We start from the raw sequence: 17173 nt of genomic DNA on the forward strand, positions 1-17173 counted from the left end.
ATATAAAAAGAGTTTGTCAAAAGAAGCATATTTGTATTGTGTGGCAAGGCTATGAGGTCTTCGATTTCGCTCAGACTGACAATTGAAATTTTAAAGAAGTGAAACGCCTTTTTTTCGTTTGCAAAAGCTATGTTTCTATGTGTTAAAGAATAATTTGAATTGAATGAGCTCTCTTAAATTCAGATGAAATGAAACATTCTCCAATGGATTACCGATAATAAAGGGTGTATCTGTTTGTTGGAGTTGTTTGTTGTTAGAAAAATTAAAGTTGCATAGAGCAGTTAAATCTGTAATTGTTCTGAAATCATAAAAAAATCGATGTATTTTATTGAAGTTATTTTACCGCTTTCCTTAGCAAAAACCTTTACGTACCGGGTTTCTGAGGCTGAATTTCATTTTATTAAAAAAGGAATGAGGGTGGCGGTGCCTTTTGGTAAAAGCAAGGTGTATACGGCATTAGTTCTTGATGTTCATGAAAATGCGCCGACTTTGTATGAGGCCAAAGAAATTCATCAGATTTTAGATGAAAAACCTATTGCTACAGAAACGCAGATCAAACACTGGCTTTGGGTTGCGGACTATTATATGTGTGGTATCGGTGATGTTTACCGAGGAGCATTTCCGAGCGGATTATTGTTAGAAAGTGAGACGGTTATTTCGTATAAAACAGATGTTTTAGTAAATCAAAACGAACTTTCTGACGAGGAGTTTTTGATTTATGAAGCTTTACAGCAACAGAGTTCTTTAAAGGTTCAGGATATCATTTCGATTTTAAATAAAAAAAGTATTTTTCCGGTTCTTCAAAAAATGATCGATAAAAACATCATTGCTTTAGAAGAAGAAATTAAAGAAGGATACAAACCGAAACTGATTCGCTATGTAAAATTGCACAGCAAGTACGAGACAGACGAAGGTTTGGGACAGTTGTTGGAAGTGCTGAAAAATGCAAACAAGCAAAAAGAAATTGTGTTGACTTATTTTCAGTTAACCGCTTCAGAAAAGAAACCGGTTACGGTTAAGAAAATTGTTGAAGCTTCACAATCCTCATCAACTGTTGTGAAAGCATTAATTGAAAAAGAGATTTTCGAAGAATATTTTCTGCAACAGGATCGTATTAATTATCAAGGAAAAGCTTCTGAAAATCAATTGCAATTAAGTGAAGTTCAGGAAAAAGCCTTTACCGGGATTAAAGAAAATTTTGCAGAGAAAGACGTTTGTCTGCTTCACGGTGTAACCTCAAGCGGTAAAACCGAAATTTATATAAAATTAATTGAGGAATATTTAGAACTGGGAAAACAGGTTTTGTATTTGCTACCTGAAATCGCCCTTACCACTCAGTTGGTTTCTCGTTTGAGATTTCATTTTGGGGATAAAATTGCCGTTTTTCATTCTAAGTATAATAATAATGAAAGAGTTGAGGTTTGGAAGCAGGTACTGGAGAATGCAGCTAAAGCACAGATTGTAATAGGCGCGAGGTCGGCTTTGTTTCTGCCGTTTACTAATTTAGGTTTTTTAATTGTAGACGAAGAGCACGAGCAGACTTTTAAACAAACAGATCCTGCGCCGCGATTTCACGCCAGAGATTCGGCTGTTGTATTGGCTAATTTTCATAAAGCGAAAGTCTTGTTGGGATCTGCAACGCCAAGTATAGAAACCTATTTTAATACGCAAAGCCAAAAATACGGTTTGGTGTCACTTACCGAGCGTTACAATAATGTTCGAATGCCGGAAATTGTTCTGGTTGATTTAAAAGACAAGCATTTCAGAAAAAGAATGACGGGGCATTTTAGTGATCTTCTGATTGAAGAGATAGCGGAAGCCTTAATGTTGGGCGAACAGGTAATTTTGTTTCAAAACAGACGCGGATATTCGCCTGTAATAGAATGTCTTACTTGTGGACACGTTCCGCATTGCCAACAGTGCGATGTGAGTCTTACATTTCACAAACATAAAAATCAGTTGCGCTGTCATTATTGTGGGTATTCGATTGCCAAACCTACACATTGTCATGCCTGTTCGAGTATTGATCTGACCACAAAAGGTTTTGGTACCGAACAAATCGAACAAGAATTAGGAGTTCTTTTTCCGAAGGCCAAAATCGGAAGAATGGATCAGGATACAACCCGTGGTAAATTTGGTTTTGAAAAAATTATTGATACGTTTAAAAACAGAGAAGTAGATATTTTGGTAGGAACTCAAATGCTGGCCAAAGGTTTAGATTTTGACAATGTGAGCCTGGTTGGAATTATGAATGCCGATAATATGTTGCATCATCCTGATTTCAGGGCTTTCGAGCGTAGTTTTCAGATGATGACTCAGGTGGCGGGTAGGGCCGGAAGAGCAGAGAAACAAGGAAAAGTGGTTATTCAGACCTATAATCCAAACCATAATACAATTCAGCAGGTAACAACCAATAATTATATAGGTATGTACAAGGAGCAATTATACGATCGTCAGATCTATAAATATCCGCCCTATTTTAGAATTATCAAACTGACTTTGAAGCATCGTGATTTTGATAAGCTCAAAGAAGGTTCAATGTGGTTGTATCAGGTTTTAAGTCAAAACTTGAATATGCCGGTACTTGGCCCTGAGGAGCCTGCAATAAACAGGATAAGAAATGAGTACATAAGAACGATCTTAATTAAAATCCCGCAAAATCTGCCCTTAGGGACTACCAAAAAAACGATCCAGAAAATGCTTAATAGTTTTGAAGCCGTTGCGCAATACCGATCTATAAAAGTGACGATAAACGTGGATTTTTATTGAAATAAGGGTGCAAAGAAACAAAGGTGCAAAGGGACAAAGGTATATAGGAATAAAAAAAATCCGTTTTTATCCGCGTTTTCACAAAGTGAACTCGTGTTATCCGCGCCCAAATAGCCGCTCCAATATGACTGGGTCTCAATAATCAATACGAAAACTGGAACATTGCAGATAGTTTGGAATAAGTTACAAAGGGATTAAGATGCAAAGTAATAAAGTAGCAAAAGGAATAAAGAATCCGTTTTTATCCGCGTTTTCACAAGGTGAATCCGCGTTATCCGCGTCCAAAAACTGCCCCTATAATCGGTATTAAAATAGGGGTGAGTAAATAGTTTCAAGCTAAGAAGAAGTAGAAAGAGCCTTTACCAGATCTTCTTTTTTGTTTCGACTTAAAGGAATTTTTGTAATTCCGATTTCTGCAAATTTGCTGTTAAATCGTTCTACTTTATCGATATTAATAATATAGGACTTGTGTACGCGAATAAATTTGTCTTTTGATAAATCATTTTCAAAAGATTTCATTGTAGAAAGTACCAGATTACTGTCGTCTTCGGTAACTACTCTTACGTAATCTCCAAAAGCTTCAATCCATTTGATTTTTGCAGTAAAAATTTTAAGTTTCTTAAGGTTACTTTTAATGAAAATATGTTCGCCTTCTTCTTCTTTTACTTCTTTTTTAAGCAGATGCATGTCAATGGCTCTTTTTACGGAAGCATTAAAACGGTCTACAGCAATAGGTTTCTGAAGATAATCGGTCGCATCATAGTCAAAGGCTTTTAAAGCGTATTCGGCTTTAGAAGTAATAAATATAATTTGCGGTTTGGATTTTAGTCCGTCAAGGAAGTCAAAACCATTAATAACAGGCATTTCAATATCAAGAAATATTAAATCTATATTATTTAGAGAGATACAACTTTTGGCTTCAATTGCGTTCGAAAAATCACCGATTAAATGTAAACCCGGATGATTATTGACTAGTTTAGCAATAATTGTCCTTTGTATAGAACTATCATCTACAACAACACAGTTTAGTTTCATAACATTTAAATTTAGAATAAATTCAGGATAGCAATAGTAAATATATTATATTTTTGGTTAAAAAACTAAAATTAGGCTTTATTTTTTGTTTTACAACGAATAAATGTAAAAAAGTGTTGGATATATAAATAGAATGATTACTTTTGCAGCCAATTTTTAACAAATAAATATTGTATTTATGAATCATTATGAAACTGTTTTCATTTTAAATCCCGTTTTGTCTGAGGTTCAGGTGAAGGAAACAGTAACGAAATTTGAAGAATTTCTTACTAGTAGAGGAGCTGAAATGGTATCGAAAGAGGATTGGGGTCTTAAAAAAATGGCTTACGAAATCCAAAACAAAAAAAGTGGTTTTTATCACTTATTCGAATTCAAAGTAGCTGGAGAAGTTCTAATTGCTTTTGAAACTGAATTTAGACGTGACGAAAGAGTTATGCGTTTCTTAACTGTAAGTTTAGACAAGCATGCTATTTCATGGGCGGAAAGAAGAAGAGCAAAATTAAAATCTACTAAAGCTTAATTATTATGTCTACAATAGAGCAATCTGCAAAAGGAAAAAAAGACGGAGATATCAGATATTTAACGCCTTTAAACATTGAAACTAACAAAACTAAAAAGTACTGTCGTTTCAAAAAATCTGGAATCAAATATATCGATTATAAAGATGCTGATTTCTTATTGAAATTCGTTAACGAGCAAGGAAAAATTCTTCCACGTCGTTTAACAGGAACTTCATTAAAATACCAAAGAAAAGTGTCTGTAGCTGTAAAAAGAGCTCGTCATTTAGCTTTAATGCCATACGTGGCCGATTTATTAAAATAATTAAAAAAAAACTCAGTTGTTGGTTTCCCGTTAAACGGAACCTAACTTCTAAAAATTAAGGACAACAACATGGAACTTATTTTAAAACAAGACGTACAAAACTTAGGATTTAAAGATGATGTAGTATCTGTAAAACCAGGTTACGGACGTAACTTTTTAATTCCTCAGGGATTTGCTATTTTAGCTACACCTTCTGCTAAAAAAGTATTAGCTGAGAACTTAAAACAAAGAGCTCACAAAGAAGCTAAAGTTGTTGCTGATGCAAAAGCGTTAGCTGAAACTTTAAAAGCTCTTGAGATTAAACTTACTGCTAAAGCTGGTGGAGAGAAACTTTTTGGTTCTATCACAAACATCGATATTGCTGAAGCATTAGAGAAATCTGGTAACGCTATTGATAGAAAATTCATCACTAGTGGTATCGTAAAACGTATCGGAAAATATACAGCTAGCATCCGTTTACACAGAGATGTTATCGTTGAATTAGCGTACGAAATTATTGCAGAGAAATAACATACCGTTAACTTTTTGTTAATAAAATATAAAAATCACTCTTCGGAGTGATTTTTTTTTGGTTATTTTTGAGATAATAACTCACTCAAAACCAAGAAAATGAAAAAAATCTTTGCATTATTATTATGTGTTTTTGGTCTTACTGGTAGTATGGGGCAAACCACAACATCGAGTATTAAAGGGATTGTGAAAAGTTCAACCAACGAACTGCTGCCGGGAGCGACTATCCTGGCGATTCATACTCCGACGGGTTCAAAATACTCTTCTTTGTCTAATGAAGACGGAAGATTTAATATTCTGAACATGAGAATTGGTGGTCCTTATAAAATTACGGTGACTTTTATCGGCTATCAGAATCAGGAGTATAATGATGTTTATCTCGATCTGGGAAAAGTATTTAATTTAGATGTTCTTTTAGCGAGCGAAAGCCAGGCTTTGGAAGAAGTGAAAGTAGTGTCTAAAAATAAAGTTTTTCAAAGTGGGAGAACAGGAGCTGAAACTACAATTGGCAGAAGAGAGTTAACCGCCTTGCCTACCATTTCAAGATCAGCTGAAGATTTTACTCGTTTGGAACCAACCGCCAGCGGTGGATCCTTTGGAGGTCGAAACGATCAGTACAATAATTATTCTTTAAACGGAGCTATTTTTAATAATCCTTTTGGACTTGATGCAGCCACTCCTGGGGGGCAAACGAGTGCTCAGCCTATTTCATTAGACGCAATCGATCAGATTCAGGTAGCGACGGCTCCTTATGATGTGACCTTGTCCGGTTTTACGGGAGCTTCTGTAAATGCGGTTACCAAATCGGGAAGTAATGAATTTCATGGTACGGCTTATGTTTTTTACAGAAATCAGGATTTTACAGGCAGTAAAATTAAAGGAGAAAAAATATTTGTACCTTCTTTAGAACAAACCCAGGCCGGATTTAGTTTGGGAGCTCCTATTATTAAAGATAAATTATTCATTTTCGGGAATTTTGAAATTGATAAAAGAAGCGATTTAGGATCTAACTTTGTTGCTAATAATAATGATGGTGTAACCGGAATCAATGAATCCAGAGTTTTAGAATCAGATTTAATTGCTGTATCCAATGCTTTAATGGGATTGAAAGATGCAAATGGTAATAGTTTTAACTACAATCCGGGAGCGTATCAGGGATTTGTTCATGAATCTAATTCAACAAAAGGAATTATTAAACTGGACTGGAATATAAATGACAATCATAAATTGGCGCTTATTTATAATTTCCTTGATGCTTCAAAAGACAAACCGGCACACCCGACAGCTTTAGGGTTTAGAGGGCCAAACGCTTCGATTCTTCAATTTCAGAATGCGGGCTATCAGATAAACAATAAGTTGAGTTCCTTTTTATTGGAAGTAAACTCAAAATTCAGCGAATCTGTTTCTAATAAGCTTCAGGCGGGTTATACTTATTTTAATGACTTCAGAGATCCGTTTTCATCACCTGCTCCGGTTATTAATATTCAGGACGGATCGGGATCCAATTATATAATTGCAGGTCATGAGCCTTTTTCTATTAACAACACACTTAAGCAGAGAGTAATTCAGATTACGGATAATTTAACGTATACTAATGGTGATCATGTGTTTACTTTTGGGACTTCTTTTGAAAAATTCAATTTTGAGAATTCTTTTAATTTAGCTGGCTATGATAATTTTGGTAATCCAAATGGGTATGCGGGGACTTTCTTTACTCCTTATTTTTCAACTCAGGATTTCTTAAACGATGCCGCAAAACCATATGCTACGAGTATTATTGCTCAAAATATGCAATATGCGCTAGACACGTACAATTCTAAAGGAAATTTTAAAGCAGGTGAAGATCATGGTTGGAAACTGGCAGAATTAAACGTCGGACAATGGGCTTTTTATGCGCAGGATGATTGGAGTATCACGGATAATTTTAAATTGTCGATAGGGATAAGAGCAGATAAACCTTTGTATTTTAATACGGCGGATCTGATTCAGAAATATATAGATACGGATAACGGTGGAGCGGGAAGAGATTATAATATCAAATATTATGATCCGTCAAACGGGGAAGTCACACCGTTAATTTCTACAAATTTGCCTAGTAATAAGATTTTATGGTCGCCAAGAGTTGGTTTCAACTGGGATGTCAACGGAAATGCAACCTCTCAGCTTCGTGGCGGATCGGGAGTTTTTACGGGAAGAATTCCTTTTGTTTGGTTGGGAAATCAGGTAAGCGGTGCTGATGACGGCTTTTTTCAAATAATGGATCCTGATTACAAATGGCCGCAAGTTTGGAGAACCAGTATAGGATATGATCACAAATTTAAAGACAATTATATTTTAACGCTTGATATGTCTTATAATAAAGATATCAATGGAGTTCACGTGCAAAACTGGGGCTTAAAAGATCCAACCGGAATTTTGGGAGGAGTAGACAATAGATTGATTTATAAGGCTACTGATAAAGGAACAAATAATGCTTATGTGATGGGGAATTCTAATAAAGGTTTTGCTTTTAATAGTTCGATTAAGCTTCAGAAAACTTTTGAAAATGGTTTTTATGCGAGTTTAGCCTATAATTATTTAGTGTCTAAAGATGTGAATTCTATAGAAGCAGAGATCACAGGTGATGCATTCAACTTTAATCCGGCCTTAGGAAATGTAAATAAAGATGTGCTTTCTAATTCTAAATATGGAGATAATAACCGTTTTGTTGGTGTGGCTTCAAAAAAATGGAAGTACGGACACGATAAATGGGCTACGACAATTTCGACTCTCTTCGAATATGCCAGAGGAGGTCGTTTTAGTTATACGTATGGAGGAGATATCAATAATGACGGTTCGGGCGTAAATGATTTAATTTATATCCCGACGACTGCCGAAATTAGCCAAATGACATTTACAGGAGGAGCCGCACAAGGAGCTGCTTTTGATAAATTTATTGAGCAGGATAAATATTTAAGAGACAGAAGAGGGGAGTATGCGGAGCGTTATGGAGCTATTTCGCCTTGGAGAGGAAAATGGGATATGAAAATTTTACAGGATTACAATTTCAAATTTTCATCTGCTTCAGAAAAAAGGAATACGATCCAGTTCAGCATTGATATTTTGAATGTTGGAAATTTACTTAATTCAGATTGGGGAGTGGTTCAGGTGCCAACAAGTGTTCAGCCAATTGGAGTTGCGGTTGTTGGAAATACGCCAACCTATACTTTTACCAATACGCAGACCAAAACATTTAGTTACGATGCCAGTCTGAACTCCAGGTGGCAAATGCAATTTGGTGTTCGATATATTTTCTAATCGGATAAAGATGTTGTAAATTTGCCCCCTCAATTGAGGGGGCTTTTTTGTTTAAAAATATAAACGTTTAGAAAGCCGTTTAGAGAGGTTTAATTTGAAAGAATAATAATGAAATACGCAAGATTAACAAAAGAACAATTTGACGAGTTACACGCAGAATTTTCAAACTTTTTGGCGACGCAGGCTATTGATAAAGCAGAGTGGGATTCTATTAAAGAAAACAGGCCGGAAGTTGCAGAACAGGAATTAGATGTTTTTTCAGATTTAATCTGGGAAGGTGTTTTGTCCAGAGCTGAATTTTTGGAGCATTTTTCAAGAAACCATATCTTTTTGTTTCAATGTTTTGATACTCACGTACAGTCAATAGTTTTAAAAGCATTGGTTCCTGAAATTGATTTTCTGACGAAAGAAGGACTACAATGGTTGAGTGACAATATGTTTACAGACAACATTGAAATGAAGGTTGGAAAAAAGGTATTTACAGAAGACAGAAACGCTTCTATTTTTGAATTAATCCAACAAGGTTCTTTTTTAAGTGACGGACAATTGTTTAAACAAATCAATACTATTATAGAGTCTTAACAATTTAGAAGCAGCTGTAATAAGAAGAAGATGAATGATTTATGTTAAATTATTCATCTTTTTTTATTTTTTTAACTTTTGTTTAATCTTTTTATTTTTTTTGACCCCGTATTTCTACGCGTTTTTTTGCGAAATCTTTAATCGTATGCATTTTGGCTTCAAAATGTAAGTTTTACTTTTCAAATATGCATTTCAACCATTATTTTGATCAGTAGACGACATTATTTTGTAGTACTTTACTTTCTTTTTATTTTTTTTGCAAACTATTTTGTTTTTTTTTGCGATTCAAAGAAGTCTATTTTGATTCATAAACTACCTATTTATATACTATTTTGGACTTTTTTGCGTCCAAAGATATACTTTTAGAATAAAAAACTAAGAATTTGATAGTTGTTTTATATTTTACTTTTTTATAATTTTAGGTAGTGAAAGTTAAACAAAATGACTTTTTTGTACTTTTTCAAAAATACCTTTAAATAGTAAGTAATCTGATTACGTCATTAAATAAGGATCCGGATTACAATTTTATGTTTTTTTTGCAGGATTTTAAATTTGAAGATTTTAGTAATAACTTAAATTAGTCTGCTTATGGAATTGACATTTACTTTCTTTATCGAGTTTACATTTGGTGTTTTTACTAGTATAGCTTTACTCTCTATTTACGGAATTAAAATTAAGACACCTATCAGACTTAATTTTGATTTGATTGTAAACTTTTTCCAAAAAATTTCTTGTTACGTCAATTTTGTATTTTCAAACCCCAGTCTGCGGTTTGTGAATTAGCAGTTTAATGCTAATTATATTTCTTTAGTTGAAAAGATATTTTTAATTAAAATTAATGTATTCAATTTTTTAGAGGCAACTCTAAAATAAAGAAGTTCATAGAAAGCCTAATCCTCTTTTTATAACTATTGAAGCATACCATATATTTTATAGAATTCCCCAATTCTCCCAGACTTGTAATTTTCATTTTTGAAAATTAACACTACAACAAATCATTTCGTAGGGAAGCTTGATTCAGGTCAGTATTCCAAAAAAATTTGAGCTTATTTTCTTATTCAGACGGAATAAGAAGTGCTCTGTAGCATATTTTATTTATACATAATTATTGCATTATTTTTTTTAAAGAAGTACAGTTAAAGTCTTAATTGTTAATATTTTAGACTTTGTTTTAATCAGTTGATTATTAGCGTTTTTTGAATTGCCTAAGTATACGTACTTATCGCAAGAGGTATTTTATTGTCCATTTTCTAATCTTCCAAGTTATGAAAAAGAATTTTACTTTTTATGATCTTCATTTTATGAAGAGATTGTTGGGACTGTTACTTTTATTGTTTTTGAGCAATAAAACATTTGCGCAAACTTTTTGTAGACCGGTATCACAAACCAATAGTGTTTCCGGTGTATGTGTTGGCTCAAGTATAACAAATCCTACAGCGGCTTATGACAATGATCCGGGCTTAACGACTTTTACTACTATGAATACGGTAGTAGGAATTTTGTGTTCGGTCCAGGAAACTTTGGTTTTGAACCAAACTGCTAAAGCCGGTGATCAAATTGTTCTTTACATTGGTAACGGCAGCGGCTTACTCAGTTTAGGGTTATTATCTACGGGTACGCTTCAGGCTAAGTTGAATGGTACTAATGCGGGATCAAGTGTAGCGATGGATAGTCCGTTGCTTAATTTAAGTTTACTACCCGGAAATACGACCGGGATATTGAGATTTACATTGACAAATGATGCCAATCAGTTACAAATTCAGTTAGGAGGTGCTGTAAGTGCATTAGTTAATTTAAGAATTTACGATATTCGTTTAGAGTTTGCAAAACCAACTGTAACAGGAGGTTTAACTCAGACTGTCTGTTCAGGAAATTCTACTACACTTACAGCAGTTCCTTCTGCAGGAACTTCTTTGGCATGGTATGATTCTGCTACTTCAACAACCGCTCTGGTAACAGGAAATTCTTATACAACCCCAAGCTTAACCACCAGTACAACTTATTATATTGGAGTAACAAGAGCCGTAGGTTGTGAAAGTAATGAACGGGTACCCGTCGTTGTAAATGTCGCAACTCCTGTGGCTCCGGTAATTAGTACAACCGGAACTGCAATTTGCTCTACGGGGGCTACACAACAAACTACATTATCGGTAGTAAATCCGATTCCGGGTACTACTTATAATTGGTACTCCGCAGCGAGTGGAGGAACACTATTAGGTTCAGGAAACAGCATCAGCCCAACCGTTTCGGTGGGCACTACTAGTTTCTACGTAGAAGCAGTTATTGGGGTTTGTTTAAGTCCGACAAGAACTCAGGTTGATGTTGTATCAACTGCGGTTCCGGCAATTCCGATAGTTTTAACGCAAAGTGTAACAATACAAACAGGACAGAACGCCATATTAAGTGCGACAAGTTCAGATCCCGGGGCTACAATAAATTGGTATGATGTGGCCACAGGGGGAACCGTTCTGGCCAGTAATTCTCCATTATTCACAACGCCTATTTTAACAGCATCTAAAACCTTTTATGCAGAAGCACAAAGCGCTGCAGGTAATTGTGTGAGCAGTACCAGAGTGCCTGTAGTAGTAACCGTGATAAGTACTCCTCCGGGAACTTGTCTGGAAGCTAATAGCCAGGTTACTAATTTAAACGGACTTTGTTTATTGTGTACATCATCAAATCAAAATAATTCTGTTGACGGTAATGCCAATACAGCGGCACAATTAACCGTTCCTGTTGGCTTAGTAAACGGATGGGTACAACAAACACTTCAGTTTAATAATCCGGGAAAAACAGGAGATATTATCGATGTCGATCTGGAATTACCAAGTGGGATTCTTGATTTATCCTTATTAAATTATATTAGTTTGGCTACCTATAATGGGGCTACTTATAATAACGACAGAATTTCGATTAATAATATAGTAAGTATACAATTATTAGGAGGAAATAAATTTAGAGCAAGTGTAACTGCCGGTGCCAACTTTGATCGCGTCGAGGTTCGATTAGGTGGTTTGGCTACCCTTGTAACCAGCGTAAATATTTATCAGGCAGCGTACCGATATAAAGTTCCAACCGTGGTAGGTAATCAGACTATTTGTAGTGGACAATCTACAACTTTAACGGCTGGTCTTGCTGTTGGTGAAACCATTAAATGGTTTGATGCTGCGACCGGAGGAAATTTATTAGCCAGTACAGCAACGTATACTACTCCGGCTTTAACTTCGGCTATAACTAATTTTATAGAGATAACCAGAAACGGATGTGTAAATAGCGAGCGCTCTCCTATACAGGTCTTAATTGATAATCCAATTGCACCTTTAGTTGTGGCATCACCGGCAAATATTTGTAGCGGGCAGACCACCACAATAAATATTCAGGCTCCTGTGCTTGGCACAATTTACAGATGGTATGATGCGGCTTCTTCCGGAAATTTAGTGTTTACCGGAAATTCCTTTACAACCGGAAATCTTACAGCTAATACCAGTTATTATGTAGAAGCAGGGATTAACAGTTGTATTAGCGCTTTGAGAACACAAGTAGATGTTACCGTAAGTCCATTACCGGCGGCACCTATAGCTGCATCTTCTAATGTGGTTATTCAGTCGGGGCAAAGCGTTACTTTACAAGTATCCAGCCCTGAACCAAATGTTACATTTAATTGGTACGATGCAGCAACAAATGGAACATTGTTAGCGAGTGCTACTCCTACTTATGTAACACCGGTTCTAACATCAAACACTACCTATTATGTAAGTGCAAGAAATACATTAACTGATTGTGTAAGTAGTACAAGAACACCAATCAATGTTGTTGTAAGCTCTTCTATCAGTAGTTGTTTGCAAGCTGTTTCGCAGAATATTACTCAGGGAGGAACAACAAACTGTTTGTTATGTAGCTCCAGTAATGCCGGATTGGCTTCTGACGGGAATGTGGCTACAGCTTCGACGCTTTCAATTCCTGTAGGTTTATTGGGAGATCATATTGAGCAAACATTAACTTTTAATACTGCCGGTCAGACTGGAGATATAATAGATGTTGAATTAGGAGTTCCTACCGGACTTCTGGATATTAGTGCGCTTTCGAATATAAGCTTAAGAAGTTTTAATTCCGGTGTTCCTAATAGTGATCAGGTAAATATCAGCGCTATATTGGATATCCAGTTATTGGGAGGCAATCGTTTTAAAGCGAGTTTTGCAGCCGGTGGTGCATTTACCAGTGTTCAGATTCAATTAAATGGAGTTGCTACTTTATTAACCAGTCTGAATGTTTACGATGCATCATTCCGATATAAAAATGCAACTATTACAGGAGCTTCTGCACCTATTTGTAGTGGGCAAACCGCTACTTTAACCGCCAGTACAACCGCTACAGGTGAAACCTATAAATGGTTTGATGCTGCAATTGGAGGAACAGAGCTTTCTGCTTTAGCAACTTATACAACACCGGCTTTAACAGCTTCGACAACTTATTATCTGGAAGCAACCCGCGGCGCTTGTATCAATTCGGTTCGTGAACCAATTACGGTTACTGTATCTCCATTCGCAACAGCGACAGATATTACGATTGCAAGTCCAGTTGAAGCTTCTTGTACAGGAGAAGTGACTTTAGCTCCAACATCAGCTTTGGCAGGAGCACAATTTAAATATTACAGAGATCAGGCCAAAACACTTCCGGTACTAGATGGAGGTACTGGCCCGGGAGGTGAAGTTTACGATATTAATCCAACTACTTATGCTTTGAGCGTTAGCGGATTAATTGCCGGTGGATCACCATATTCTTATTTTGTTTCGGTTACTAATGCAACTCATTGTGAAAATGAGGCAGGATCATTAAAAGAAGTAACTGTTACTTATCCAACAACAACAGCTTTAACATTAATAGCAGTTCCATTACAAGGATGTGGAAGTGTTAATCTGAAAGACGCCATAGTTGGTTTTGATACAACAGGCAACACCACTTATACTTTTTATGATCCTTCAAATGCAATCATAACGGCAGATGCGGCAGCAAATATAAGTTTAAGTGGAGTTTACTCTATTCAGGCACAGCTTAATAGTGATACTTGTCCTTCGGCGAAACAAACGGTAACAGTTACGGTTAATCCGTTACCAACTTTGATTGTAACGCCTTCTATCTCTGTAAATGTTGGCAGTAATGTAGCTTTAAATGCAACATCAGACGGAACCTTGACTTGGTTTGATCCACAGGGGAATGCTGTAGGAGGGCCACCATATGAAACAGGGGTATTAAATACACCGGGAATCTACACCTATACAGTAGTAGCAACTAATGCAAATTGTTCCAGAACAGGAACTGTTTCTATCAATGTTATTGATCTAAATAATTGTCAGTCATTAACAGAGCGCGTATATGCGACTACTCAAACTTCAGGTTCAATTATAACCGGAGGAGTATCAAACGGTGCAAATGCCGTTGACGGAAATCCGCAAACTTATTCTACCATTACAACAGGAATAGGACTTTTAGGCATTGGAACAACCTGGCAAGATTTAAAATGGCCAGCCAATATTGTAAAAGGAACTCCGGTAACGGTTAAGTTAGGATCTGAATACAGCGCAGTAGCTTTAGGGCAAAATTTATCTGTAATCGGTACTAAAAACGGAGTTAATATAGGAACTTTTCAACCAGTTTCAGGGGCGTTGTTGAACTTATTGTCAGGAGACAGTGCTTTCGAATTTACTTTCGTTCCTGGCGATGGCTCCGGGCCACAAGATTACGATGGAATAAAAATTCAGTCGGCATCACTTGTAAGTGTAGCTCAAAGTACAAAAGTATTTGATGCATATTATACAAGATCAGTATCTACGGTAACTTGTACACCGGGAGATATTCAGGACATTTATTATGGAGCAGTAGATTTAGGAGTAGGAGCTTTGACTGCTACAGTAGGAGTTAGCGATGCGTGGAATGTAGCAGATGGTGATATTAGCACTTTTGCTACTATGTACAGCGGTGTTGGGGCACTTGCTGCGGCTGATTTAACTGTAGCATTTAAAACTCCGTCCATAGTGAATGACACCTTAAGAATAGTGATTTCAAAACCGGGAACTATTTTGGCACTTAACTTGCTTACCGGATTTACTGTTCAACGTTATTTAGGAAATGTTGCGGTTGGAACTCCAATTGACAATACAAGCACCTTGTTAAGTTTGAAATTGCTGTCAGGTGGTTCAATGGCAATGGTTCTTGTAAATTCGCAACCGGAACCTTACGATAGAGTTAGAATTCGTTTAGGCGGAGTTGCGGGAGTATTAGATAACTTAAGAGTTCATAGTGTAGATAGAGTAGCCAATACGAAAGTAATAGGGGGAGATATAAATAATAAGGTCACGGTCTGTCCCGGAGCAACGGTCACGCTCCAGATACCCGAAGAAGCCTGTGCAACGTATAAATGGTATGACGCACCAACAGGGGGCAATGTCGTTGCCACCGGTATTTCTTATACCATTCCGACTACTTTGACAGCTGGAATTTATAAATATTATATACAGCCTGTAAGATATGATTGTGAAGTTTTTACCAGAGGAGAAGTAACCGTTGAGGTTAAAGCTTCTAGCCCGGTAAATGCTTTAAACAATATCACTTTAAATGGAGGAGCAGTTACAGCTATTTGTTCTCCAACGGGAACAATAACTTTAGCAACTGGCTTAAGTGGTACTCCGGTATTAACAACTCCAATCTACTATTGGTATCGTTTTGATGGAACAACAAGTCAGTTGATTGCGGGAGAAACAACTTCTCAATTAATTGTAAATGGTTTGACACCGGGAACGTATACCTATTATGTGGGAGTTAGTTCAGTTGAATTTTGTGAAACTGCAGAGCCAGATAGAAAACAAATCACATTTACGATACTGCCACCTTCTATCAAGACTGATATTTTGGTTGACGGAACATCAGTATGTCATAACGTACCGGCATCTTTAACACCAACGGCACCAACATTAACAAATCCGATATTTACCTGGTATTTGGATGCGAATAAAACGCAGCCTATAACAAATGGAGCTAATATTGGTGGGGTAACTTATGCCATAAGTGGTACAGGTGTTTTAACAGCAACTGGTCTGACAAAAGCGATAAGTCCAATTACCTATTATGTAGCTGTTTCCAGCAATGGAACCTGTGAAAATATTGCAGGTACACTTCAGACTGCTACTATCGTTATAATTGATCCTAATACACCAACTACAACAGATACGACACAGGATTTCTGTTTGATTAATGCGCCAACTTTTGCCAGTATTCAGGTAAATGAAAGCAATGTAGTTTGGTACAATGTAGCAACCGGTGGAACTGCCATTGTACCTACAACCGCTTTAACCAGTGGGACTTATTACGGAGCAGTTTTAGATGATTTAAATAGTTGTGAAAGTTCAGTTCGTTTACAGGTAACAATAAGCGTAACCGATCCTGGTACACCAACAACGACAGACACTACGCAAGATTTCTGTTTGGTAAATGCACCAACGTTTGCTAGTATTCAAACCAATCAGACTAATGTGGTTTGGTATAGTGTAGTAACAGGAGGAACCGCTATTGCACCGACTACCCTTTTAACAAGTGGTGTTTATTATGCTGCTTTGTTAGATGCTACCACAGGTTGCCAAAGTACAGAGAGATTACAAGTTACCATTAGCGTAACCGATCCGGGTACACCAACAACGACAGATACGACACAAGATTTTTGTTTGGTAAATGCACCAACATTTGCGAGCATTCAAACCAATCAGGCTAATGTAGTTTGGTATAGTGTAGTAACAGGAGGAACCGCTATTGCACCGACTACCCCTTTAACTAGCGGTACTTATTATGCTGCCTTGTTAGATGCTACCACAGGTTGTCAAAGTACAGAGAGATTACAAGTTACCATTAGCGTAACCGATCCGGGTACACCAACAACGACAGATACGACACAAGATTTTTGTTTGGTAAATGCACCAACATTTGCGAGCATTCAAACCAATCAGGCTAATGTGGTTTGGTACAGTGTAGTAACAGGAGGAACAGCAATTGCACCGACCACACCTTTGACTAGCGGTACTTATTATGCTGCCTTGTTAGATGCTACCACAGGTTGTCAAAGTACAGAGAGATTACAAGTTACCATTAGCGTAACCGATCCGGGTACACC

At 36.6% G+C, this 17173-nt stretch carries 8 protein-coding genes; 7 read left to right on the forward strand and 1 reads right to left on the reverse strand.

Annotated features, from left to right (window positions below; genetic code table 11):
- Nucleotides 1–318 precede the first annotated feature (318 nt).
- The gene (gene priA, locus G3A47_RS20110; RefSeq protein ID WP_166925668.1) at nt 319–2769 is read left to right on the forward strand and encodes a replication restart helicase PriA; all 2451 of its coding nucleotides are present in this window, start codon (nt 319–321) and stop codon (nt 2767–2769) included.
- 336 nt (nt 2770–3105) lie between these two features.
- On the opposite strand, the gene G3A47_RS20115 is transcribed toward priA, so the two are convergent.
- Nucleotides 3106–3804 carry a LytR/AlgR family response regulator transcription factor gene (locus G3A47_RS20115; protein WP_026729423.1) on the reverse strand — a complete coding sequence of 233 codons (699 nt, stop codon included), beginning with the start codon at nt 3802–3804 and terminating at the stop codon, nt 3106–3108.
- Between the two features lie 178 nt (nt 3805–3982).
- On the opposite strand from G3A47_RS20115, the gene rpsF reads away from it, so the two are divergent.
- The 6 genes from rpsF to G3A47_RS20145 all read left to right on the forward strand — a co-directional run.
- Nucleotides 3983–4324: a 30S ribosomal protein S6 gene (gene rpsF, locus G3A47_RS20120; RefSeq protein WP_007810575.1), complete on the forward strand. Its 342-nt coding sequence runs from the start codon at nt 3983–3985 to the stop codon at nt 4322–4324.
- Between the two features lie 5 nt (nt 4325–4329).
- The gene (gene rpsR / locus G3A47_RS20125; protein ID WP_002987043.1) at nt 4330–4626 is read left to right on the forward strand and encodes a 30S ribosomal protein S18; all 297 of its coding nucleotides are present in this window, start codon (nt 4330–4332) and stop codon (nt 4624–4626) included.
- Between the two features lie 69 nt (nt 4627–4695).
- Entirely contained in the window at nt 4696–5136 is a 441-nt protein-coding gene (gene rplI, locus G3A47_RS20130) for a 50S ribosomal protein L9 (RefSeq protein ID WP_166925670.1), read from the forward strand.
- Between the two features lie 99 nt (nt 5137–5235).
- Entirely contained in the window at nt 5236–8433 is a 3198-nt protein-coding gene (locus tag G3A47_RS20135) for a TonB-dependent receptor (protein ID WP_166925672.1), read from the forward strand.
- Between the two features lie 108 nt (nt 8434–8541).
- A complete protein-coding gene (locus G3A47_RS20140) occupies nt 8542–9015 on the forward strand; it encodes a DUF6495 family protein (protein ID WP_166925674.1) in 474 nt (157 codons plus the stop codon).
- A 1265-nt stretch (nt 9016–10280) separates the two neighbouring features.
- Nucleotides 10281–17173, forward strand: a 6893-nt coding sequence (locus tag G3A47_RS20145; RefSeq protein ID WP_166925676.1) for an immunoglobulin domain-containing protein, incomplete at its 3' end; no start/stop codon positions are given.

Origin of the sequence: Flavobacterium poyangense (assembly GCF_011751075.1) — a bacterium.
GTDB lineage: Bacteria > Bacteroidota > Bacteroidia > Flavobacteriales > Flavobacteriaceae > Flavobacterium > Flavobacterium poyangense.